This window comes from Embleya hyalina (assembly GCF_003967355.1).
GTDB lineage: Bacteria > Actinomycetota > Actinomycetes > Streptomycetales > Streptomycetaceae > Embleya > Embleya hyalina.
Genome location: NZ_BIFH01000013.1, coordinates 54781 through 75669 on the forward strand (window position 1 = coordinate 54781; position 20889 = coordinate 75669).

The window sequence follows — 20889 nt, forward strand, 5'->3', positions numbered from 1 at the left end:
CGTCCGGACGAACCGGTCGGTTGTGCCGTGACGGGGCGGTAGACCGGTCCCACGACCCGGCCCGCCCGGTTCCCGTGCCCCGGCCCTCCCGGGCGCCGCGACGACCCCGATTCGGAGATCCCGCATGTACTCGCTGAAACGGTTGGGCCGGATGGCCGCGACCACCGGTGCCGCGCTCGTGCTCTGTACCGCGATGTCCACGAGCGGCGCGTACGCCGCCACGGGCACGTTCGCCTACGACTCCCCGGAGTCGGGTGCGTTGACGATCGAGAACCCGGCGAACGGGGAGTGCCGGCTCCTGCTCCAAGGCGCGGTGCGGGCCGACAACCACACCGATACCGACGCCCGCCTGTTCCGGGACCAGGGCTGCGAGGAACCGCTGACCGTACTGGCGCCGGGCGAGTCGCGGGACTTCCGGGAGCCGATTCCGCACAGCGTGATGTTCGGCTGAGCGGATCGCCGGCGCGTTCGCCCGCGCCGAGGCGGGCGTGCGCCGCCTCGGCGGCATCCGCCGGGTGTCGTTCGCGGTCCCGTTCGCGCAGGTCGTCGGGTATGTCGGCAACCGGCGGTAGCGTGTTCGGCATGACTCCGGAAGAGCTGGCCGATCTGGCCCACCTGCGGCGTGCGCGGGACCTGATCGACCGGGACTACGCGCGACCGCTCGACGTGCCGACGATGGCCCGCCGGGCGCTCATGTCGCCGGCGCACTTCTCCCGGCGGTTCCGGGCCGCCTACGGCGAGACCCCGTACAGCTACCTCATGACCCGTCGGATAGAGCGGGCGATGGCGCTGCTGCGCGGCGGAATGACGGTGACCGAGGCGTGCATGGCCGTCGGCTGTACCTCGCTCGGCTCCTTCAGCTCACGCTTCACCGAGATCGTCGGCGAGACCCCGAGCGCCTACCGCGGCCGGGAACACCCGGCCGTGTTGGCCATGCCCGCGTGCGTGGCCAAGCTGCGGACCCGGCCGACCCGGAGCCGACCGAGCAGGATTCGAGAAGCGGGCCCCGACGACGCCGGCTAGCGTTGAGCGCATGAAGATCGCACTCCAGTACTGTCACATCACCGTCAACGACGTCGACGAGTCGCTCGGCTTCTACCGCGACGCGCTCGGCCTCGAACTGCGCAACGACGTCGCCTCCGGCGACTTCCGCTGGGTCACCCTCGGCGGCGCCGCGCAGCCCGACCTCGAGATCGTGCTCTCCGAGCCGCACGCCGGCCGCTCCCAGGCCGACGGCGACGCCCTGCAGGAACTGCTCGTCAAGGGCATGCTGCCGATGACCGTCTTCAGCACCGACGACCTCGACGCGACCTTCGAGCGGGTCCGGGCGTCCGGCGCCGAGGTCCTGCAGGAGCCGATGGATCAGCCGTGGGGACCGCGCGACTCCGCGTTCCGCGACCCCTCGGGCAACACGGTCCGGATCCAGCAGGCCAAGGAATAGCACCCGCTCGCCCCGGTCCGCTCAGCGCAGCCGGCCCACGCCCGCGAACATGTTGGTTTCCTCGACGCCGACCGGTTCCTCCCCGTCGACGGGGTGCCAGTGCTGCATCGGCACGACGCCCGGCTCGACGAGGTCGCACCGGTCGGCGAACAGGGCGGTCAACTCCTCCCGGGAGCGCAGATACATCGGTACGCCCCGGCGGTTGTACACCTCGGCCAGCGCGGTCGAGCCCTTGGCCAGGTCGGCCGTCGCGGCGGTGATGGCCAGGTAACTGCCGGGGGCCAGCGGCGCGGTCAGCTTCTCGATCAGCCCGGCGGCGTCCTCGACGAACTGCAACATCGCGATGACCGTCACCGCGACCGGTTGGCTCAGGTCGAGGGTGTCGCACAACTCGGGAGTGGAGAACAGCGCGTCGGGCTTGCGCATGTCGGCCTCGACGTACGAGGTGCGGCCCTCCGGGGAACTGCTCAGCAGCGCGCGGGCGTGCACGAGCACGATGGGGTCGTTGTCGACGTAGACCACCCGGGACTCCGGGGCGGTCTCCTGCACCACCTCGTGCAGGTTCGGCGAGGTGGGGATGCCGGTGCCGACGTCGAGGAACTGGCGGATGCCGGCCTCGGCGGTCAACCAGTGCGCCATGCGGCGCATCACCGCCCGGTTGACCCGCATGCTCGTCCACAACCCCGGCCACACCTTCAGGGCTTCCTCGGCGGCCTCCCGGTCGGCGAGGTAGTTGTCCTTGCCGCCGAGTACGTAGTCGTACATCCGTGCCGAGTGCGGCACCGTCGTATCCACCTGAACCATCCTCGGCCACTCCTGACTTCCGACTGGTAACGCGCTGGGGCCGATAGGCATACGATCCCGCATCACAGGAACGTATAAGCGAGTTCCGAATCCGACAACCGCGACGGGTCGTTCGTCCGCTTTGCCGGCCCCGTCGGGCTCCGTCCGCCGTCGGTCAGCGGTGGTGGGCCGCCGGGTGCGGGTCGAGGGCGTCGTGCCAGAACCCGACCATGGCCTCGCAGGGGCCCGCCAGGCCGTCCGCCGCCACCCGGTCCTGGACACCGGACGGATACACGCGGCGGCCGTGCCGGCGGCGGACCCGAATGCGGCGGGTGAGGTAGTTCGGGGCAATGGCCCGGATCGAGATGTCGGTGACCTCGGCCCAGGGGACGAACCGGGCGCGGAAGAGGCCGCGGTCGGTGATGCCCTCGGGCGTGAGCCGGGTGCGCGCCACCACGCTGCGCACCAGCAGGGGCGGGACGAGCACGAGTACCACCAGGCCCATCCAGATCGGGATGTGCCGGCGGCTGACGTCATCGGCGACCGAGCGGCGCAGGAAGTGCGCCCACCCCGCGTCCAGGGTCACCCACAGTGCCGCGGCGAGACCGACGCCGGCCGCGGCGGCGCCGGCGATCCACTCCTGTCGCCGAGGGGTGATCCGGTATTCGAGCGTGTCCATTCGCCCGGGTCAGGGGCCCGAAGCGGCCCTGTCGGCACGCATGGACGGGTGCCTGACAAGTCTTCCCACCTTCGGCAACGACGGGGCGCGCGACGTCGCCGGGATCTCAGGCGACGCGGCGGCAGTGGAAGATGCCCCAGCTCATCCGGCCGTCGCGGCAGGCGTCGACCCACAGCGGCAGGTTCTCCTGGAGGGTGGCCAGGTAGGTCGGGTCGATCACGTCGCGGAGTTCGTCGGCGCGCCGGCGGGTCTCCTCGGTCAGGCGCAGGTAGTGGGTGAGCGCCTGGCCGCTGCGGTCGTCGAAGTCGATGTGGGTCAGGCCCAGCGCGGCGATCTCGCGCAGATAGAACGACGGCGTGGCGAACTCCGCCACCTCGAGCCGGGCCAGCACGGAGCGCAGCACCTCGGGCGGGGTGCCGTCGGCGGCCATCAGGTCGGTGAAGACGAGGTCCCCCTCCGGGGCCAGCACGCGCGCGGCCTCGGCCAGGAGTTGCCGCCGATCACCGCTGTGGCAGAACGCCTCCTGCGACCACACCACGTCGAAACGCCCGGCCGGATAAGGGATGTCCTGGAACGACCCGGTGACGACCTCGATCAGCCCGTCGAGACCGGCCTCGACGTTGGTGTCGCGATGCCGGACGTTCTGCGTCGGACTGATGTTGAGCGCAACCACCCGACAGCCGAACCGACCGGCCAGGTAGCGAGCCGGCCCACCGTATCCCGAGCCCAGGTCCAACACCGTACGCCCCGGCCCGAGCCGACCGGCGACCCGATCCGCCGCCAACTCGACGGCGCGACGGGACGCGACCGCCACGGATTCGTCGGCGCGGGCGTACACGCCGGTATGGATGTCCTCGCCGCCCCACACGGCCTGATAGAAACCGTCGACGTCGTCCGTGTCGTAGTAACGCCGCGCCGCCTCGGCGGCCGCGACCGCGCTCTCGTGACTCACCACCGCCACCCTCGCCCTTCGCTCATGCCGCCGCCGGGGTTGCCCGACGACGGTTCCGCTCGGATGTGCCGAATTCGACGTTAGTCGGCTTCGTCCACGATGGCCGGGATTCGGCAATCATCAGCCTTTTGGGCGTGCGCGGACCTCGGGGTGGTCGTGCACGGTGCCCGTGCGATTGCCGACGTGAAGCCCGGTTGTTCTCACGGGAGTTCGCGCTACGATCCAGCGATCATGGCGATGAGCGGGGGAAACGTGGGGCGTTGCGCCTGGTGGCGAACGGTGATGTCGCGGGCCGTGCGCGGCACCACACCGGCTTTGGCAGCCGTCGTGACGATCTCCTGCTCGGTGCCGGGAGCCGACTTCGACCGCCCGTGGCACGACACCACGCGCGACTACCTCCACGCGGTCGCCGCCGGCCGCCCGGCGACCGCGTTCCACGGCGCCTGCGACGGTGCGCGCGAGGAGGACACCCGCCGGGTGGTGGCGGGCGAGGGCGCCGACTTCACGTTCTCGTTCGTCGGTTCCACCCGCGAGGACGACCGGGCCACCGTGAACGTCTCGATCACCGGCTCCGACCATTCCCCCTCGCCCTACTCGGTCGACCTGCGCCGAGAACACGGCAAATGGTTCGTCTGCCACCTGGCCACAGGCAACGTCGCCATCGACGCCGGCCTCCCGGGAGACGCACCAATCGGCTGACCCCACCCGTGCGCTCCGGGGTCGGCCCCAACGGCGCACAACCACATCCCGATCCACCCGAAGGCACCGTCCTCCCCACGCACCGAGACCCAACACCCCAGCCACCACCCCGACTTGCCGAACCACTGGCGATCCGAGCAGGCGAGACTCGGCGTCGGGTGACGTACGCGGAACGGGCGGGTGGTCGAGCTCCCGGGCGTTTCCGACGGGCGGTGGCATGTGGGTGACGAAGATTCCCGAACCCGGATCGCGTGAGGGCTGTTGCCTCGGTACATGAGAAAGCCGCAGGTCAGCGCGGAGCAAGGGTCGTCTCGGGCGCCTCGGGATCCGGTTTCGGATCCCAGCGGGCACTTTCGGTCTCCGTCCCGGCCGTCGAGGGGGCAGCGCACACGAAACCGGCACTCGACGCCTGACTTTCCACCCCGACCCCACAAAACCGCAGGTCATCGAAGCTCGAAGCCCACATCCACCCGCCGAGATCCGGTTTCGAACCAACTCCCCTCCAAACTCCCCGCCCCACTTGCCAAAGCTCCCCGGAGAACCCGACCCGACCACCCACCTCGTCCGCCGCTGCGGGCCGGTTTTCGCCGAGCAACACACACGTCTCGCCGAAAGCCCCCGGTCCCGGAGCCCCGTACGCCGGTGGCGGCCCATTACGCGTGTCGGTCGGCCCCGGACCAGCCGGCCCGCACCACAGGCGCAACGTGTGCCGGGGGGCGCCCGGCCCACTCGGGAAGGCCGCCCCGGGAACCCGACCCGACCACCCACCCTGTCCGCCGCTGCGGGCCGGTTTTCGCCGAGCAAGGCACTCGTCTCGTCGGGAGCCCGGGGCCTCGAAGTCCCGTACGCCGGCGGCGGCCCCGGACCCGCCACCCGCCACCCGCCACCCGCCACCCGCCACCCGCAACCCAGGGTGCAACGCCCGCCGAAAGTACCCGACCCACTCGGAGAGGCACCCCCGGGAACCCGACCCGACCACCCGCCCTGTCCGCCGCTGCGGGCCGGTTTTCGCCGAGCAAGGCACCCGTCTCGTCGGGAGCCCGGAGCCTCGGAGCCCCCTACGCCGGCGGCGGCCCATCACGCGTGCCGGACCGGCCCCGGACCGGCTACCCGCAGCCCAAGGTGCAACGTCCGCCGGAAGCACCCGACGCATTCGGGAAGGTTCCCGTGGGGCTCTCGGCGCGTTCGTCCCCGCCACCCCCGCCCCCGGAGCCGCATGTGCGGGGGATACTCCCGGCGTAGAGTCCGACCACCTTCGGGAGGACCGGTGAGCTTGGGCGGAGGGCGGGTGGCGGGTGGTGGATTCGGGGTTGGGCGGTGGGCGGGTGGTCGAGGGGGAGCGGGCCGAGGGGGCGCCTCGCGTGTTGGTTGTGGATGATGATCCTGCCATTCGGCGGGCCCTCGAACGGGGGCTGCGGTTGGCCGGGTATCGGGTGCAACTGGCCTCGGACGGAGCGGCGGCGCTGGCCGCGGTCGGGACCGGGGAGGGGCTCAGGGGACAGGCGGCACCGCAGGCGATCGTGCTGGACGTGGCCATGCCCGGGCTTACCGGGATCGAGGTGTGCGCCGCGTTGCGTGAGCGCGGGGTGGATACCCCGGTGCTGATGTTGTCCGCCCGGGACGAGACCGTCGATCGCATCACCGGGCTGGAATCGGGTGCCGACGACTACCTGGTCAAGCCGTTCGATCTGCGCGAACTCGAACTCAGGCTACGTGCGCTGCTGCGCCGTCGACCGCCGGCCCCGGCGGGGGATCGGGTGCTGCGGGCGGGCGCGCTGACCCTGGACGGTGCCGCGTATCTGGCCACCTACGAGGGTGAGCCGGTGAACCTGACCGCTCGCGAGTTCGCGCTGCTCGACGTGTTCGTCCGCAATGCCGGGCTGGTCCTGACCCGGGACCAGTTGCTGGCCCGGGTGTGGGGCTACGACTTCGAGGTGCGGACCGATGTGGTCGACACCTTTGTGAGCTATCTGCGCCGCAAGTTGGAGGCCGGTGGCAGGCCGCGCCTGTTGCACACCGTGCGAGGAGTGGGCTTCGTGCTTCGGGTGTCGGACGGCCGGCGGTGAAAGCGGTGAAAGCGGTGGACGCGGCGGATGGGGGTCCACCGGCCGCCCCCCGCGCCGATACGTTCGTCGAGCCCGATCGCCGCCCCCCGGGTATCCCCTCCCCGGCCCGACTCCGGCCGCCGTCGATGCGGTTGTCCACCCGGATCGCGCTCGCCGTCGGCATCCTGGTTCCCCTCCTGGTGATCGCGGCCGGGAGTCTGGTCGTGCGGTGGGTCACCGCCGATGTGACTCACCGCCAGGACGTCACGTTGCGGCAGCGTGCCGACCGGCTCGCTCCGGATGCGCGGGCCCTCCTGCGCGCCGTCGAGAACGATCGGGAGAACGCCGTGCGGGCCCGGGAGACCAAACTGTTCGACGGGGCGCTCGACGTCGGGGTGCGCGTCGAACTGCCCGGCGGGCCGGTCGCCGCCGGGCCGCAACCGCCGCCCGACGTGGCGCTGCCGGAGAATCGGCGGTCCGGGCCGGTCACCGTGCGCTCCGGCGGCAAGGCCTGGCGCGTGATCACCCGGCCGCTGGGCGCGACGCGTTCCGGGGCGCCCGCGACGCTTCGGGTGTTCCAGCCGACGGCGGAGACCGAGGCCCGTACCGCGCTGCTGCGCCGCCGGGTGTTCGTGGTCGCGCTGTTCGCCGTGCCGATCTCCGCCCTCGCCGGCCTGGTCGTCGCCGGCACGACCACCCGTTCGTTGCGGGCGCTGCGTCGACGGGCGGCGGCGATCGAACCGGACGACCGGGAGCGGCCGGACGTACACGTCCCGTCGGGGGTGGCCGAGGTGGACGAGCTCGGTCGCACCCTCGCTGACGTGCTCGGGCGCTACGACGTGCAGACCGCGCGGACCCGGGACGCCCTGGACACGGCGCGCGCGTTCGCCGCCACCGTCGACCACGAACTGCGCGGGCCGCTCACCGGGATGCGTACCGACCTCGACGTGCTCGTCGGCTACCCCGACCTGGCGGCGCACGAGCGCGTCGAGGTACTGGCCGACCTGACCGCCGGCCACGAGCGGATCCTGTCCCTGCTCGCCTCGCTGCGCGCACTCGCCCAGGGCGACCTGGCAGACGCGCAACCCTTCGAACGGGTGGACCTGGTCGAACTCGCCCACGAGGCGGCCCACGACGCGCGCATCCGGCGGCCCGGCGCCGAGGTCGAGGTGGTCGGCTCCGGCGAGGTCCGGGTCGACGGCCTGCGTCCGGGACTGCGCCTGGTCGTGGACAACCTGATCGGCAACGCACTGGTGCACGGGCGCGACCCGCACGGGCCGACCCCGATCCGGGTCGTCGTCGAGGCGGTACCCGACGGTGCCCGGATCCGGGTGGACGACGCCGGCCCGGGGATTCCGGTCGACCGCCGCGCGGCGGTCTTCGAGCGGTTCCGCCGCGGACCGGACAGCCCGGGAGCCGGTCTGGGGCTGACCCTGGTCGCCCAGCAGGTCGAGCTGCACCGGGGCCGGGTCACGGTCGCCGACCCGCCCGAGGGCGTCGGTACGCGCGTCGAGGTCGTACTGCCGCTGCGGCACCCGGCGGCGGACGCCGCCGGCGACGACGGGATCAGGCACGACTGGCTGACCCGCGAGCCGGGGGCGGTCGCCACCGCGGAGTGAACCTCGGGAAGCGCCGGAGACCGGGGGATCGGGCGACTCCCGGCCGAGTCCGACCGCACATCCCGGCCGAATCCCGCTTCACATCCCGGCCGAGTCCGGCTTCACAAAAACCCCACAGACGGCTCACAAGAACCCCACAGATCGGCGACCTACTCTCGCGGCACGCCACCCCGCAGCGGGGCGGTGAACCGTGAACTCGGGAGATCCACCATGTCTCGCCGTACCACCACTTCGCGCGCCCGCGCGCCCAGGCGCCTCGCCACTCTGGGCGCCCTCGCCGCCCTGACCACCGTCGGCGCCCTGGTCTCGGCACCCGCCGCCCAGGCGGGCCCGATGCCCGCCGGCGACAAGCACAAGCCGGCCGTCTGCAAGCGTGTTCCGACCATCGACACGCGTCTGACCAAGGCGATCGAGCGGCTGGGCGGCGCCGCGACCGTCAAGGGGTCCATCGCACACCTGCAGGCGCGCGTCGCCGAGGCGGACAAACTCGACCGCCCGGCCGTGAAGACCTATCTGAACGACAAGTTGACGACGCGTCAGCGTCTGTTGCCGGAACTCAAGCAGCGCAAGGCCGATCTGGCGAACGTCAAGACGTGGTGCGACACGCAGCCGTCGGCCGCGGGCAAGTGACCGGCGCGCGCCGCCGGATCGGCGGACTCGTCGTGGCGACGCTCGTTTTCGGGGTCACCCTGACCGGGTGCGGCGGCTCCGACGGCGGCGACAACGGGTCGAAACCGACCGGCAGCCGGGCCACGCCCGCCGACGCGCCCTCGGAGATGGCCTCGGCGGTGGCCGAGGCGGAGAAGGCCGCCGACCGCGCCGACCAGGACGCCACGGCGGCCGAGGACCCGCCGGGCTGACAACCTCGCCCAGACGCCGCGCCCTCGCCGGACCTCACGGGTCCGTCGGGACCACAGGGCCCCGGACCCATGAGCCCGGCCCATGGGCCCACCGACCCACGACGATCGGTACGTACACACCGGCGGGCCGCACGTGCGGCCCGCCGGTCCCACGTCGACCCGTAGGCCCACCACCTGCCTAGCGCGCGTTCACTTTCGCGGCGATCTCGGCCCCCGGGACCCGGACCGCCAGGAAGGTCGGGGTGTGCCGCAGCCGGAACCCCAGCGACTCGTACAGCCGTATCGCATTGGCGTTCCCCGCCGAGGCATGCAGGAACGGAGTCTCGCCCCGACCCCGTATCCCGGCCACCAGCGCCAAGACCAGCCGCGTCGCCAACCCCCGCCCCCGATGCGCCGGATCGGTACACACCGCGCTCAGTTCGGTCCAGCCGGGCGGATGCAGGCGCTCGCCCGCCATCGCGATCAGCGCGCCGTCGTGGCGGACGCCGAGATAGGTGCCCAGCTCGATGGTGCGGGGCAGGAACGGCCCGGGCTCCGTGCGGGCGACCAGGTCCAACATCTCCGGTACGTCGGCGGCGGTGAGCCGGACCAGCGAGTCGTCGGGGATGCCCACCACGACGTCGCCCAGGAGCTGTACGCCCGCCAGTCGCATCACCACATCCCAGTCCTCGGGCGGCCGCAGGGCCTCCCCACCGGCCAGTGGTATGACCACGCCGGGACCGGCCAGTGCGGCCAGATCGGCCCAATCCGCCGCGTTCGGATCGTCCGGCAGCGCCGCGAACGGCGATACGTCGACGGGATAACGCCGCACTCGGCCCTTGCTCTCGGCGAGGCCGGCATGCGGTCCGGTCAGGGACGTGTAGGCCGCGTTGTCCAACACCCGCAGGTCGCTCACGCGGCACCGCCCGGCCATCGGGACTGAGACATGATCCGCAGGCTACGAGCATGATCCCGCTCCGTCAAAGGGTGTTCACGGTTCGAAACGAGGCCCGGGGCCGGCCCCGACGGGGTCGATGGACAAGACCGGACGGGCTGCGTTAGCGTCGCGACGTCGACCGATATCGGGGGAACGATCGCATGAGCGGGTGGATGAGTACGGCGAATCGCCGCGCCACGCCTGCCGCGTACCCCCGCACCGCCGCCGGCACGATGTCGCCCCGGGCGCGGTTGACCCGGCGCCTGTTCATCGATCTGCGCCGCTCCGCCGGCTCCCTGTGTCACTGACCGGGTAGCACCCTCCACCCACCCGGGCCCACGCGGCCGCTCCACGAAACGGCTCGTTCCGCGCGCGACATCGCGTGCGGCAGGGCTCGTGGTCGGCCGATTCCGCGCATGAACTCCAGCCCGTAGCAGGCAACTTCGGCATGCCCCAAGCGGGCTGTCCGGCGGCGCCGCGCGCCCGGGCCGAATCATGGCGCGCGTCGTCCCGGCCGGGACGCACCTTCGCCATCGTCACCAACCATCACCCATCGTGTCCGTCGTCCGTCGTCCGTCGCCTGCCCTGTCCGTCGTCCCGTCGCCTTTCGGGCACACGGGCACACGGGCCACGGGGACACACGGCCGGTCGGCCGTGCGACGGCGACCCACGCCCCCACCACCCGCCCGCCACCCACCCCCAGCCTCGATCCGAAAGCGAGAACCGAACCCATGTCATCCGTACCGAACCCGGCAACCCCCCTCCACTTGGCCGTGGCCCTCGACGGCGCCGGTTGGCATCCCGCCGCCTGGCGCGAACCCGACGCCCGCGTCGACGAGTTGTTCACCGCCCGCTACTGGACCGACCTGGTCGCGGAGGCGGAGGCCGGGTTGCTCGACTTCGTCACCATCGAGGACGCGCTCGGCCTCCAGTCCACCGGGTTCGATCGCGTCGACGATCGGACCGACCAGGTGCGCGGTCGACTGGACGCGGTGCTGATCGCCGCCCGCGTCGCGCCGTCGACCCGGCACATCGGGCTGGTCCCGACGGCGACCGTGACGCACACCGAGCCGTTCCACGTCTCGAAGGCGATCGCCACCCTCGACTACGTGAGCCTGGGCCGGGCCGGCTGGCGGGCGCAGGTCTCCCGGCCGGTCGACAACGCCCACTTCGGGCGGCGCGAGCAACCGGCGTTCACCTTCGCGGACCTCGGGCAGCCCGAGGTGGTGGCCGCGGTCGCGGAAACCTTCGCCGAGGCGCGGGACTTCGTCGAGGTGGTGCGCAGGCTGTGGGACAGCTGGGAGGACGACGCGGAGATCCGCGACGCGGCGACGGGCCGCTTCATCGACCGCGACAAGCTGCACTACATCGACTTCGTCGGGCCGAGGTTCCGGGTCCGCGGCCCGTCGATCGTGCCGCGCCCACCGCAGGGTCAGCCACTGGTCACCGTGCTGGCCCACGACACGGTGCCCTACCGGCTCGGCGCCGACTCGGCCGACGTCGTCTACGTGACCCCGCGCGACCACGACCACGCGCAGGCCATCGTCACCGAGATCCGAGCCGAACAGCGGGTCGCGGGACGGGAGTCGGAGACCGTACACGTCTTCGGCGACGTGGTCGTCGTCCTCGACGGGAGCACCGCGGCGGCGCGCGAGCGCAAGGCACGCCTCGACGACCTCGACGGCGCGCAGTACACGAGCGACGCGTTCGTATTCACCGGCACCGCGGCCGAGTTGGCCGACCTGCTCCAGGACTGGCAGCGCGCCGGGCTGACCGGATACCGCCTGCGCCCGGCCGCCCTGCCCCACGATCTGCACGCCATCACCCGGGAGTTGGTGCCCGAACTGCAGCGCCGCGGCGTCTTCCGCACCTCCTACGACACGGGTTCCCTGCGCTCCCGCCTCGGTCTGCCGCGTCCCGCGAACCGCTACGCCGCGCCCGTGCCGGCCGCCGCCGCGTCGTGACTCCGGCGCACCCACCCGTCCCGCCACCCGTACGAAGGAACCCATACCGATGAGCAAGCCGCACAAGCAGATCATCCTCGGCGCCTACCTGGGCGGGGTGAACCACCACACCCTGTGGTCCGATCCCGAGGCCGGCAGCCAGATCGACTTCGCCTCCTTCCGGCACGCGGCGCAGACCGCGGAACGCGGCCGGTTCGACTTCTTCTTCCTCGCCGAGGGCCTGGCGCTGCGCGAACGTCTCGGCCTGATCTTCGACCAGGACGTGGTCGGCCGCCCGGACACCCTGCCGGTGCTCGCCGCGCTCGCCGCCGTCACCGAACACCTGGGCCTGATCGGCACGATCAACGCGACCTTCAACGAACCGTACGAGCTGGCACGCCAGTTGAGTTCACTCGACCACCTGTCCGGCGGCCGGGCCGGGTGGAACGTGGTCACCTCGTTCGACGCCTTCACCGGCGCCAACTTCCGCCGCGCCGGCTTCCTGCACCGGGACGACCGCTACACCCGGGCCGGCGAGTTCCTGGCCGCGGCCCGCGAACTGTGGGACTCGTGGGCGGCGGACGCGGTGGCCGCGGACCGGGAGGCGGGGGTGTTCCTGCGCGATGCCAAGGCCGGCGAATTCGCGTTCGGCGGCGCACAGTTCGACATCTCCGGGCGGTTCACCACACCGCGCAGCCCGCAGGGCAGGCCGGTGATCCTGCAGGCCGGCGTCTCGCCGCAGGGCCGCGACTTCGCCGCCGGCGGGGCCGACGCGATCTTCTCCCCGTACCACCGCCTCGACGAGGCACAGGAGTTCTACCGGGACATCCGGGCCCGGGCCGTCCGGCTCGGCCGGCCCGCCGACGCGGTCAAACTGCTGCCGCACGCGTCCTTCGTACTGGGCGAGAGCGAGGCGGACGCGATCGAACGCCACCGCGACATCACCCGGCGACAGATCGGCGGACGCACCGCGCAGATCCTCCTGGAGACGGTCTGGAACCGCGACCTGTCCGGCTACGACCCCGACGGGCCGCTGCCCGACGTGGATCCCGACCCCGAGGGTCCGCCGGTGGTCCGCGGCCGGGCCCGGATCGCCGAGGACGCGCACCGCAGGGTGGCCGAATGGCGTGCGCTGGCGGAGACCGAGTCGTACTCGCTGCGCGACCTGGCGATCCACGTCTTCGGCCGCACCGAGTTCGTCGGCACACCCGAGCAGGTCGCCGACCGGATCGACACGTTCGTCCAGCAGGACGGCTCCGACGGGTTCATCCTCGGCTCGCACCTGACCCCCACCGGCCTCGACGAGTTCGTGGACAAGGTCGTGCCGCTGCTCCAGGAACGCGGTTCGCTGCGCACCGACTACACCGGTACGACGCTGCGCGACAATCTCGGCCTGCCGTACCCGGACGCACGACCGGACGCACGACCGGACACGCTCGCGGACGCACAACCGGACGTGCAACCGGACGCGACCCGGGTGGCCTGAGCCACGACGTCCCCATGTCCGGTCGTCGCCCGCGACGACCGGACATGGGGACGCGCGAGGGTGGGTCAGCGCGAGCCGGTCAGGTGCGCGAACAGGATGGTGTTGTCCTGGTAGCCGCCCTTGTCGGCGTCGTACTCGCCGCCGCAGGTGATCACCCGCAACTCGGCGCGGTTCAGGTCGCCGTAGACCCGCTGGGTCGGGAAGTCGGTCTTGGTGAAGCGTTCCACCGTGTCGACGGTGAAGATCGCGGTGCTCTGGTCGGCCCGGCGGATCTCGACGGTGGCACCCGGACGCAGGTTGCCCACCTCGTAGAAGACGGCGGGGCCGGCGGCCGAGTCGAGGTGGCCGACCAGCACGGCCGGGCCGAGTTCGCCGGGGGTGGGTCCCTGGTCGTACCAGCCGGCGCGGCGCTCGCCCTCGGCGGGCGGTACCTGCACGGCACCGTCGGCGTCGAGGTCGACCGAGGTCACGGGGGCGTGCACGCCGATCTCCGCGATGTCGACCGTGACCGGCTCGGAACGGGCCAGCACCGGGCCCTCCGGCGGTGCCGGCGCGGCCGCGGGAGCGGCGGGATCGCCAGGTGCGCCGGGTGCGCCGGGTGCGCCGGCGGCCGGGGAAGGGGCCGCCGTGGCAACGGACTTGGGCGCGGCCGTGGCCGTCGCGGGCGGGCGACGGTTCTGGTAGCCGATCACGCCGAGCACGACACCGCACACCACCGCCGCGACGGCCACCACCAGCAGGAGGCGGCGGCCGGCGCGACGAACGAAGGACGTGTCAGCCACGCAGGCTGCCCCGGCGCAGTGCGAAGGCACCGGCGCCCGCACCCGCGACGGCCAGCGCGCCGCCCAGGGCGAGCAGACCGGCGTCGGACTCGGTGGTCCCGCCCGAGCCACCGGCGACGGCGCCGACCGGCGTGGTCTTCGTCTGCGTCCCGTGGTGGGCCGCCGGCTTGGCCACGGGGTGCGGCTTGGGCTTGTCGGTCTTGTGGTGCACGTGCTTGGGCTGCTCGTGCTTCGGGTGCTCGTGCTTGGGGTGTTCGGGCTTCGGGTGCGCCGGCTTGTGGTCGTGCACGGTGTTCGTCGTGTGGTGGTTGTTGATGTTCACCGTGTTGTTGGTCGTGTGATTGACCGTCACGTGCGACGTGCTCACGGTGGTGTTCGTGACGTGGTTGATCACGATCGGCCCGTGGCTCGGCTTGTGGTCGGGCTTGCCGGTCGGCTTGTGGTCCGGCTTGTCCGCAGGCTTGTGGTCCGGCTTCTCGGCCGGCTTTTCGGCCGGCTTGCCGGTCGGCTTGTGGTCGGGCTTCTCGGCCGGCTTGCCGGTCGGCTTGTGGTCCGGCTTCTCGGCGGGCTTCTCGGCGGGCTTTTCGGCCGGCTTGCCGGTCGGCTTGTGATCGGGCTTCTCGGCGGGCTTGTGGTCGGAGTCGCCGGTCGGCTTGTGCTCCGGCTTCGCGCTCTGGCAGTCGTGCGCGGGCCGGGGGCAGCGGCCCGAGCCGTCGGCGGTCCGCGCCGACTGGTCCTCGTCGGACCCGACACTGGTGCCGGTGGTCGGCGCCTTGAGGGTCCTGCTCTGCGGGCCGAGACCTTCGGCCGCGGCTGCCGTGCCGCCCATGGCTACGGCCAACAGGCCGGCGGCGACCGTGGTGCTAAGGACACGAGTGGTACGCATCAGCGTTGTTCTCTCCTTCGCGGCCGGCGCGTGATCGGGGATCCGATGGGGAACGCGGCGGCGCATCGGAGGGTTGCCACACTTTATGCGAATATCACTCTTCGTAGCTTTTTTGACACATATGGACGATCGTTCCGGTCGGCGGCGACGCCCCGCCGCGACCGCCGCCGAAGTCGGCCGACGGGCGCGCCGGGCACGGTGCCGGCGCGGTGCCGGCGACGCCCTCCCGCGTGGATCACCGTGAGCACCCTGGGTATCTGCTTGGCTACTGTGTGACGTGACAGGCGCGTCGTGATTCGGGAGGCAGCGATGAGCACAACCGAGTACGAGCAGACCAACCCCGCCGTCCGGCTGGACCTCGAACCCGGCCAGATCGTCCAGGAATTGGGCTACGACGACGACGTCGACCACGACCTCCGCGAGGGCATCGAGTGGCTGACCGGCCACGACCTCGTCGACGAGGACTACGACGACATCGCCGACGCCGTGCTGCTCTGGTTCCGCGCCGAGGACGGCGACCTCGCCGACACGCTGCTCGACGTCGTCGGCCTGCTCCCTGAGGACGGCGCCGTCTGGCTGCTCACGCCCAGGGCCGGCCGGGACGGCGCGGGCGAGCCCGACGCGGTCGAGGACGCCGCGCGCAGCACCGGCCTGAGCCGGACCCCGGCCGTCGACGTCGGCCCGGACTGGGAAGCCACGCGGCTGGCCGTCACCGGGAAGTAGTCGTCCGGGTACCGATGCGCGGGTGTGGCGGACGAGCGGCCCGCCACACCCCTTCGCAGGCGTAGCCGTACTCCACGACGGCGGGGGCGGTTCGGGGCCGCCCGTGACGGGAACGGACCGAGGCACGAGCCGCGTGTGGGTGTGATCCGTACGACGGGCGAGCGCGCGCCGCGTTCGGAGCCTGCCACCAACAGCCTTTCCTGACACCGGAGTTGCCGTTGTTGTTCACCGACGACGTACTGGCCGGGATCGCCGCCGGCGAAGTCGATTTGGCCTTCCGGCGGTGGCGGCGACCCTCGGTGCGGTCCGGCACCGTACTGCGTACCCGGGTCGGCGAACTGGAGATCGGCGACGTGACGGTGGTGCCGGAGGATCGGGTGACCGACCGGGACGCGCGTCGGGCGGGCTACGCCGGGCGGGCGGAGGCGTTGGCGGACCAGCGGCCCGGCGAGGACCGGCGGTTGTACCGGATCGAGGTCCGCCGCATCGGCGCGGACCCCCGGATCGGCCTGCGTGAGGACACCGACCTGTCCGCGGCCGACCTGGACGGGATCGTCGCGGGCCTGCGCCGGCTCGACGCGCGCGGCGGTCGCGGGCCCTGGACCACCGAGGTGTTGGAACTGATCGACGCCAACCCGAGCGTGCGCGCCGCCGACCTGGCCCCCCGGGTCGATCGGGAGACCCCGCGCTTCAAGGCCGACGTGCGCAAACTCAAGGAACGCGGCCTTACCGAGAGCCTGGACACGGGCTATCGGCTCTCCCCGCGCGGTCGGCTGGTCCTGGACCGGTTGCGGGGGCGGGGGACGCCCGGCGGCTGATCCCGCGGTGGCCTCGCTCCGGGCCCGGACCTCGCCGCCGCCGCTCGGCGACCGTCGCTACTCGGGATCGGCGGCGGTGCGGGGCTTGGCGCGTACGTGCATACGTTCGCCCTGGCGGCCGAAGAGGCTGAGCACCTCGACCGGCCGTTCGTCCGCGCTGCTGAACCAGTGCGGGACCCGGGTCTCGAACTCGGCGGCCTCGCCCGGGCCGAGGACCAGGTCGTGCCCGCCGAGGACGAGCCGCAGCCGGCCCTCCAGCACGTACAGCCACTCGTAGCCCTCGTGGGTACGGAAGGTGGGCTCGGTGCCCCGGAACGGGATGATCATCTTGAACGCCTGGAGCGGGCCCGGGGTCCGGGTGAGGGGGATGAACGTACCGCCGCTGGGCAGCGGGTGCGGGTTCAGCCGGATCCGGGGATCGCCCACCTCCGGGGCGCCGACCAGATCGTCCAGCGGCACCCGGTACACGCCGGCCAGCGGCAGCAACAACTCCAGCGTGGGTCGGCGTCGGCCGGACTCCAGTCGGGACAACGTGCTCTTGGAGATGCCGGTCGCCTCGGACAGCGCGGCGAGCGTGAGACCACGCTCGGCCCGCAGCCGCCGAAGGCGGGGCGCGACCTCGTCGAGGACCGCCCGGTAGGGGAGTGCGTCGTCCGTCATGCGGGCATTCCACCGTGCCGTCCCCATCTTGGCAACACGAGTTGCCGGTGCGGGAGAAGCCGGTGCAGCCTCCTCGCCATGACCTCGAAGACTTCGCGGAATGCGCGGGTATCACACGATGTGCGGCCGGCCTCGGGCTCGGTGCGGTGGGCGCTCGCCGGGCTGTGCCTGACGATGCTGCTGTCCTCGTTGGGCACGAGCGTCGCCAATGTCGCGCTGCCGACGCTGGCGGACACGTTCTCCGCCTCCTTCGCCCGGGTCCAGTGGATCGTGCTGGCCTATCTCCTCGCCATCACCACCGTGATCGTCGGTGCCGGCCGGCTCGGCGACCTGATCGGGCGCCGCCGGCTGCTCCTGGTCGGGATCGGCTTGTTCACCGGGGCCTCGGTGGTGTGCGGCCTGGCACCGACCCTGGAGACGCTGATCGCCGCCCGTGCCGCCCAAGGTCTGGGGGCGGCCGTGATGATGGCGCTCACCATGGCGTTCGTCGGCGAAACGGTGCCCAGGGAGCGGACCGGGAGCGCGATGGGGCTGCTCGGCACGATGTCCGCGATCGGCACCGCGCTCGGTCCGTCGCTCGGCGGCGCGCTGATCGCCGGGCCGGGGTGGCGGGCGATCTTCCTGGTCAACGTGCCGTTGGGACTCCTGGCGCTGCCGGTGATCCACCGACACCTGCCCATCGACCGCCGCGAGCCCGGGGCCGACCGCCCCCGCTTCGACCACGTGGGCACGCTGCTGCTGGCCGGGACACTCGCCGCGTACGCCCTCGCGATGACCGTCGGGCGCGGCGGGTTCGGCGCGCTCAACGGGGCGCTGCTCGTGGCGGCCGGGCTCGGCGTCGCGCTGTTCGTGCGGACCGAGGCGCGGGCGGCGTCCCCGCTGATCCGGCCGGCGATGTTCCGCGAGCCGGCGCTGAGCGCGAGTCTGGCCACGAGTGCGCTGGTGTCGACGGTGATGATGGCCACGCTCGTGGTCGGGCCGTTCCACCTCGCGCGGGCACTCGGCCTCGGCGACGCGCTCGTCGGACTCGTCATGTCGGTCGGCCCGATCGTCGCCGCGCTCACCGGGATACCGGCCGGCCGGATCGCGGACCGCTTCGGCGCACACCGGATGACCGTCGTCGGGCTGATCGCGATATCCGTCGGCGCGTTCGCCCTGGCGCTGACCTCGGGACACCTCGGACCGGCCGGCTACCTCGCCCCGATCGTGGTGACGACCGCCGGATACGCGGTGTTCCAGACCGCGAACAACACCGCCGTGATGGCCGACGTCCGGCCCGATCGACGCGGTGTGGTCTCCGGCATGCTCAACCTGTCGCGCAACCTCGGCCTGATCACGGGCACATCGGTGATGGGCGCGGTGTTCGCGCTCGCCTCGGGCACACACGACGTGTCCACGGCACGCCCCGACGCGGTGGCGGCCGGCACCCGGATCACGTTCGCCGTGGCGGGAGCCCTGATCGTCGCGGCGCTCGCCATCACGCTCCTCGCCCGGCGCTCCGCCGCGCGCCGCGCCCCGACGACGTGAACCCGGCCCGGGTGAACCCGACCGGGTGAGCCCAACCGTGTGAACCCGCCCGCGCGGCCCGGGAACTTTGTCGGTCGGGCGGACGACTGCTCGGGTGGAACGACGAGGGCGGGGGCGCCCCACCGGCGCCGGCGAACCCGCCCCGATCCCTCCGCCGCCGACGTCTCGACCGAAGGACGGATCACGCATGTGTGGAATCGTCGGCTGGGTGTGCCTCCGGCCCGACGGGCGCCCGCTCCGCCCGGTCGTCGAGGCGATGACCTCGACCCTGACCCGGCGCGGCCCGGACGCGGGGGACGTATGGACGGACGCACACGCGGCGTTCGGCCATCGACGCCTGGCCGTGCTCGACCTCGCGGGCGGTGCGCAGCCGATGCCGGATCGGCCCGAGGACCCCCGGGTGATCCTCGTGTACAGCGGCGAGGTGTACAACCACCACGAGCTGCGCGCCGAACTCCGCCGCGCCGGGCACGAGTTCCGCACCCGCAGCGATACCGAGACAGTGCTCCGCGCCTACCTGGAGTGGGGCGAGGCATGCGCGGAACACCTGGAGGGGATGTACGCGTTCGCGATTCGGGACCTGCGGTACGACCGGCTGGTCCTGGTCCGCGACCGACTCGGCGTCAAGCCGCTGTACTGGGCACGGGTGCGCGACGGCATCGCCTTCGGCTCCGAACCCAAGGCCCTGTTCGCCCATCCCGAGATCGAACCGCGCGTGGACGCGGACGGACTGCGCGCGGCCTACGGACTGCTCTTCGACACCGGACCCACCGTCTGGACCGGGATCCGCGAACTCGAACCCGGCTCGATCCTGACCCTCGACCGCGCCGGCATCCGGGAACACCGGTACTGGCGACTGGCGGTGGGCGCACACCACGACGACCGCGACACCACCGTGGAACGGGTGCGGGCCCTGGTCGAACACGCCGCCCGCAGCCAACTGGAGGCGGACGTGCCGGTGTGCAGCCTGCTGTCCGGCGGCCTGGACTCCACCGTGGTCACCGCGCTGCTCGCCGACGAACTGCGGCGCCGCGAGGGCCCCGACGCCCGGATCCGCTCCTACGCCGTCGACTACACCGACCAGGCCGACACGTTCACCGCCGACATACTGCGCACCGGCCATGACACCCCGTACGCCGCCGAGGCGGGCCGGTTCATCGGCACCGAGCACGACACGGTGGTCCTGGACCCGCGTTCCCTGCTCGACCCGGAGCACCGACGCGCGGTCGTCGCCTGCCGCGACTCGCCGATCGGCGTCGGCGACATGGACACCTCGCTGTACCTGCTGTTCGGCGAGATCCGCCGGCACGCCACAGTCGCGCTGTCGGGGGAGGCGGCCGACGAAGTGTTCGGCGGCTACCCGTGGTTCCACAACCCCGCCGCGCGTGCCGCCGACACCTTCCCCTGGCTCCTGGTCACCGGTGACGATGCCGCGATGCCGCTGCATCCCGACGTCGCGCACACGCTGCGGATCGGCGAGTACCGGGCGGACACCTACCGCACCGCGCTCGCCGCCGTCCCGCACGCGGGGCACGAGAGTGCCGAGGAGCATCGGCTGCGCGAACTGCGGCACCTGTCGCTGACCCGCTGGCTGCGCCAACTCCTGCACCGCAAGGACCGGTTGAGCATGGCCCAGGGACTGGAGGTGCGGGTGCCCTACTGCGACCACCGCCTGGTCGAGTACGCCTACGACGTGCCGTGGTCGCTGCACTCCTTCGACGGTCGGGAGAAGAGCCTGCTGCGGGCCGCCGCCGGCGACACGCTGGCTCCGCGCTCGGTCCGGGAGCGGCCCAAGAACCACTACCCGGCCACCCATCACCCCGACTACAACCGGGGATTGCAGGATCTGGCCCGAGACGCCCTCGACGGGCACGGCGGACGGGTCCGCGCGCTCGTCGACGAGACGGTGATCAAGTCCTGCCTCGACACGCCCGCGCACGAACTGCCGTGGGGACACCGGTTGCGCCTGGAACGGGTGGTCGACCTGGGCCTGTGGCTGGACCTGTACCGACCGGAGATCACCATCTGAGCCCCGATCGGCACCCGACCCGCACCGCCCGCCCTCGCACC

The 20889-nt window shown here is 72.4% G+C and carries 22 protein-coding genes; 15 read left to right on the top strand and 7 right to left on the bottom strand.

Annotated elements, in window-relative coordinates; all coding sequences use genetic code 11:
• Positions 1-124: 124 nt before the first annotated feature.
• The 3 genes from EMA17_RS00315 (at position 125) to EMA17_RS00325 (ending at position 1441) form a co-directional block, all read left to right on the top strand.
• Complete coding sequence (locus EMA17_RS00315; protein ID WP_126634795.1) at positions 125-451, top strand: hypothetical protein; 327 nt, start codon at positions 125-127, stop codon at positions 449-451.
• A gap of 131 nt (positions 452-582) precedes the next feature.
• On the top strand, positions 583-1023 hold the full coding sequence (locus EMA17_RS00320; protein ID WP_126634796.1) for a helix-turn-helix transcriptional regulator: 441 nt from the start codon (positions 583-585) through the stop codon (positions 1021-1023).
• 10 nt (positions 1024-1033) lie between these two features.
• Positions 1034-1441: a VOC family protein gene (locus tag EMA17_RS00325; protein ID WP_126634797.1), complete on the top strand. Its 408-nt coding sequence runs from the start codon at positions 1034-1036 to the stop codon at positions 1439-1441.
• Positions 1442-1462: 21 nt separating this feature from the next.
• Here the strand turns inward: EMA17_RS00325 and EMA17_RS00330 are convergent, their stop codons facing one another.
• From EMA17_RS00330 to EMA17_RS00340, 3 genes are all read right to left on the bottom strand, one after another.
• Complete coding sequence (locus EMA17_RS00330) at positions 1463-2245, bottom strand: SAM-dependent methyltransferase (RefSeq protein ID WP_126634798.1); 783 nt, start codon at positions 2243-2245, stop codon at positions 1463-1465.
• 154 nt (positions 2246-2399) lie between these two features.
• Entirely contained in the window at positions 2400-2903 is a 504-nt protein-coding gene (locus EMA17_RS00335) for a PH domain-containing protein (protein WP_126634799.1), read from the bottom strand.
• 106 nt (positions 2904-3009) lie between these two features.
• Positions 3010-3855 (bottom strand): SAM-dependent methyltransferase, encoded by an 846-nt coding sequence (locus EMA17_RS00340; protein WP_246126365.1) that lies wholly within the window; start codon positions 3853-3855, stop codon positions 3010-3012.
• 315 nt (positions 3856-4170) lie between these two features.
• Here EMA17_RS00340 and EMA17_RS00345 point away from each other — a divergent pair, with 315 nt between their 5' ends.
• The 5 genes from EMA17_RS00345 to EMA17_RS00365 all read left to right on the top strand — a co-directional run bounded on the left by EMA17_RS00345 (position 4171) and on the right by EMA17_RS00365 (position 9078).
• Complete coding sequence (locus tag EMA17_RS00345) at positions 4171-4554, top strand: hypothetical protein (protein ID WP_126634801.1); 384 nt, start codon at positions 4171-4173, stop codon at positions 4552-4554.
• A 1370-nt stretch (positions 4555-5924) separates the two neighbouring features.
• Complete coding sequence (locus EMA17_RS00350) at positions 5925-6620, top strand: response regulator transcription factor (protein ID WP_281290397.1); 696 nt, start codon at positions 5925-5927, stop codon at positions 6618-6620.
• A gap of 125 nt (positions 6621-6745) precedes the next feature.
• Positions 6746-8218: a sensor histidine kinase gene (locus EMA17_RS00355; RefSeq protein ID WP_126634802.1), complete on the top strand. Its 1473-nt coding sequence runs from the start codon at positions 6746-6748 to the stop codon at positions 8216-8218.
• A gap of 210 nt (positions 8219-8428) precedes the next feature.
• Positions 8429-8848 carry a hypothetical protein gene (locus tag EMA17_RS00360; protein WP_246126366.1) on the top strand — a complete coding sequence of 140 codons (420 nt, stop codon included), beginning with the start codon at positions 8429-8431 and terminating at the stop codon, positions 8846-8848.
• Positions 8849-8880: 32 nt separating this feature from the next.
• Positions 8881-9078 carry a hypothetical protein gene (locus tag EMA17_RS00365; RefSeq protein WP_126634803.1) on the top strand — a complete coding sequence of 66 codons (198 nt, stop codon included), beginning with the start codon at positions 8881-8883 and terminating at the stop codon, positions 9076-9078.
• Between the two features lie 178 nt (positions 9079-9256).
• Here the strand turns inward: EMA17_RS00365 and EMA17_RS00370 are convergent, their stop codons facing one another.
• On the bottom strand, positions 9257-9973 hold the full coding sequence (locus EMA17_RS00370) for a GNAT family N-acetyltransferase (protein ID WP_246126367.1): 717 nt from the start codon (positions 9971-9973) through the stop codon (positions 9257-9259).
• A 194-nt stretch (positions 9974-10167) separates the two neighbouring features.
• On the opposite strand from EMA17_RS00370, the gene EMA17_RS55190 reads away from it, so the two are divergent.
• The 3 genes from EMA17_RS55190 to EMA17_RS00380 all read left to right on the top strand — a co-directional run bounded on the left by EMA17_RS55190 (position 10168) and on the right by EMA17_RS00380 (position 13423).
• Positions 10168-10302, top strand: coding sequence for a hypothetical protein (locus EMA17_RS55190; protein ID WP_281290398.1), 135 nt, complete (start codon positions 10168-10170; stop codon positions 10300-10302).
• A 423-nt stretch (positions 10303-10725) separates the two neighbouring features.
• A complete protein-coding gene (locus tag EMA17_RS00375) occupies positions 10726-11958 on the top strand; it encodes an LLM class flavin-dependent oxidoreductase (protein ID WP_126634805.1) in 1233 nt (410 codons plus the stop codon).
• Between the two features lie 49 nt (positions 11959-12007).
• Positions 12008-13423: an NtaA/DmoA family FMN-dependent monooxygenase gene (locus tag EMA17_RS00380; protein ID WP_126634806.1), complete on the top strand. Its 1416-nt coding sequence runs from the start codon at positions 12008-12010 to the stop codon at positions 13421-13423.
• Between the two features lie 65 nt (positions 13424-13488).
• On the opposite strand, the gene EMA17_RS00385 is transcribed toward EMA17_RS00380, so the two are convergent.
• Both EMA17_RS00385 and EMA17_RS00390 read right to left on the bottom strand, forming a co-directional pair.
• The gene (locus tag EMA17_RS00385; RefSeq protein ID WP_126634807.1) at positions 13489-14205 is read right to left on the bottom strand and encodes a class F sortase; all 717 of its coding nucleotides are present in this window, start codon (positions 14203-14205) and stop codon (positions 13489-13491) included.
• On the bottom strand, positions 14198-15091 hold the full coding sequence (locus EMA17_RS00390) for a hypothetical protein (RefSeq protein ID WP_126634808.1): 894 nt from the start codon (positions 15089-15091) through the stop codon (positions 14198-14200). Before EMA17_RS00390 ends, EMA17_RS00385 begins: the two co-directional genes overlap by 8 nt.
• Before the next feature lie 309 nt (positions 15092-15400).
• Between EMA17_RS00390 and EMA17_RS00395 the strand changes: the two genes are divergently transcribed.
• Both EMA17_RS00395 and EMA17_RS00400 read left to right on the top strand, forming a co-directional pair.
• The gene (locus EMA17_RS00395) at positions 15401-15814 is read left to right on the top strand and encodes a DUF3052 domain-containing protein (protein WP_126634809.1); all 414 of its coding nucleotides are present in this window, start codon (positions 15401-15403) and stop codon (positions 15812-15814) included.
• A 218-nt stretch (positions 15815-16032) separates the two neighbouring features.
• Positions 16033-16632 (top strand): hypothetical protein, encoded by a 600-nt coding sequence (locus EMA17_RS00400; RefSeq protein ID WP_126634810.1) that lies wholly within the window; start codon positions 16033-16035, stop codon positions 16630-16632.
• A 57-nt stretch (positions 16633-16689) separates the two neighbouring features.
• Here EMA17_RS00400 and EMA17_RS00405 read toward each other — a convergent pair whose 3' ends face one another.
• Entirely contained in the window at positions 16690-17292 is a 603-nt protein-coding gene (locus EMA17_RS00405; protein WP_126634811.1) for a helix-turn-helix domain-containing protein, read from the bottom strand.
• 78 nt (positions 17293-17370) lie between these two features.
• On the opposite strand from EMA17_RS00405, the gene EMA17_RS00410 reads away from it, so the two are divergent.
• The gene (locus EMA17_RS00410) at positions 17371-18819 is read left to right on the top strand and encodes an MFS transporter (RefSeq protein ID WP_126634812.1); all 1449 of its coding nucleotides are present in this window, start codon (positions 17371-17373) and stop codon (positions 18817-18819) included.
• Positions 18820-19006: 187 nt separating this feature from the next.
• Positions 19007-20848: an asparagine synthase (glutamine-hydrolyzing) gene (gene asnB / locus EMA17_RS00415; protein WP_126634813.1), complete on the top strand. Its 1842-nt coding sequence runs from the start codon at positions 19007-19009 to the stop codon at positions 20846-20848.
• Positions 20849-20889: the final 41 nt, after the last annotated feature.

What these genes read in the sequence shown, in the direction of transcription:
- EMA17_RS00320 (WP_126634796.1), top strand. Translation starts at nt 583, where the DNA reads ATGACTCCGGAAGAGCTGGCCGATCTGGCCCACCTGCGGCGTGCGCGG.
- EMA17_RS00395 (WP_126634809.1), top strand. Translation starts at nt 15,401, where the DNA reads ATGAGCACAACCGAGTACGAGCAGACCAACCCCGCCGTCCGGCTGGAC.
- EMA17_RS00380 (WP_126634806.1), top strand. Translation starts at nt 12,008, where the DNA reads ATGAGCAAGCCGCACAAGCAGATCATCCTCGGCGCCTACCTGGGCGGG.
- EMA17_RS55190 (WP_281290398.1), top strand. Translation starts at nt 10,168, where the DNA reads ATGAGTACGGCGAATCGCCGCGCCACGCCTGCCGCGTACCCCCGCACC.
- EMA17_RS00335 (WP_126634799.1), bottom strand. Translation starts at nt 2,903, where the DNA reads ATGGACACGCTCGAATACCGGATCACCCCTCGGCGACAGGAGTGGATC.
- EMA17_RS00355 (WP_126634802.1), top strand. Translation starts at nt 6,746, where the DNA reads ATGCGGTTGTCCACCCGGATCGCGCTCGCCGTCGGCATCCTGGTTCCC.
- EMA17_RS00325 (WP_126634797.1), top strand. Translation starts at nt 1,034, where the DNA reads ATGAAGATCGCACTCCAGTACTGTCACATCACCGTCAACGACGTCGAC.
- EMA17_RS00315 (WP_126634795.1), top strand. Translation starts at nt 125, where the DNA reads ATGTACTCGCTGAAACGGTTGGGCCGGATGGCCGCGACCACCGGTGCC.
- EMA17_RS00360 (WP_246126366.1), top strand. Translation starts at nt 8,429, where the DNA reads ATGTCTCGCCGTACCACCACTTCGCGCGCCCGCGCGCCCAGGCGCCTC.
- asnB (WP_126634813.1), top strand. Translation starts at nt 19,007, where the DNA reads ATGTGTGGAATCGTCGGCTGGGTGTGCCTCCGGCCCGACGGGCGCCCG.
- EMA17_RS00375 (WP_126634805.1), top strand. Translation starts at nt 10,726, where the DNA reads ATGTCATCCGTACCGAACCCGGCAACCCCCCTCCACTTGGCCGTGGCC.
- EMA17_RS00390 (WP_126634808.1), bottom strand. Translation starts at nt 15,091, where the DNA reads ATGCGTACCACTCGTGTCCTTAGCACCACGGTCGCCGCCGGCCTGTTG.
- EMA17_RS00405 (WP_126634811.1), bottom strand. Translation starts at nt 17,292, where the DNA reads ATGACGGACGACGCACTCCCCTACCGGGCGGTCCTCGACGAGGTCGCG.
- EMA17_RS00330 (WP_126634798.1), bottom strand. Translation starts at nt 2,245, where the DNA reads ATGGTTCAGGTGGATACGACGGTGCCGCACTCGGCACGGATGTACGAC.
- EMA17_RS00410 (WP_126634812.1), top strand. Translation starts at nt 17,371, where the DNA reads ATGACCTCGAAGACTTCGCGGAATGCGCGGGTATCACACGATGTGCGG.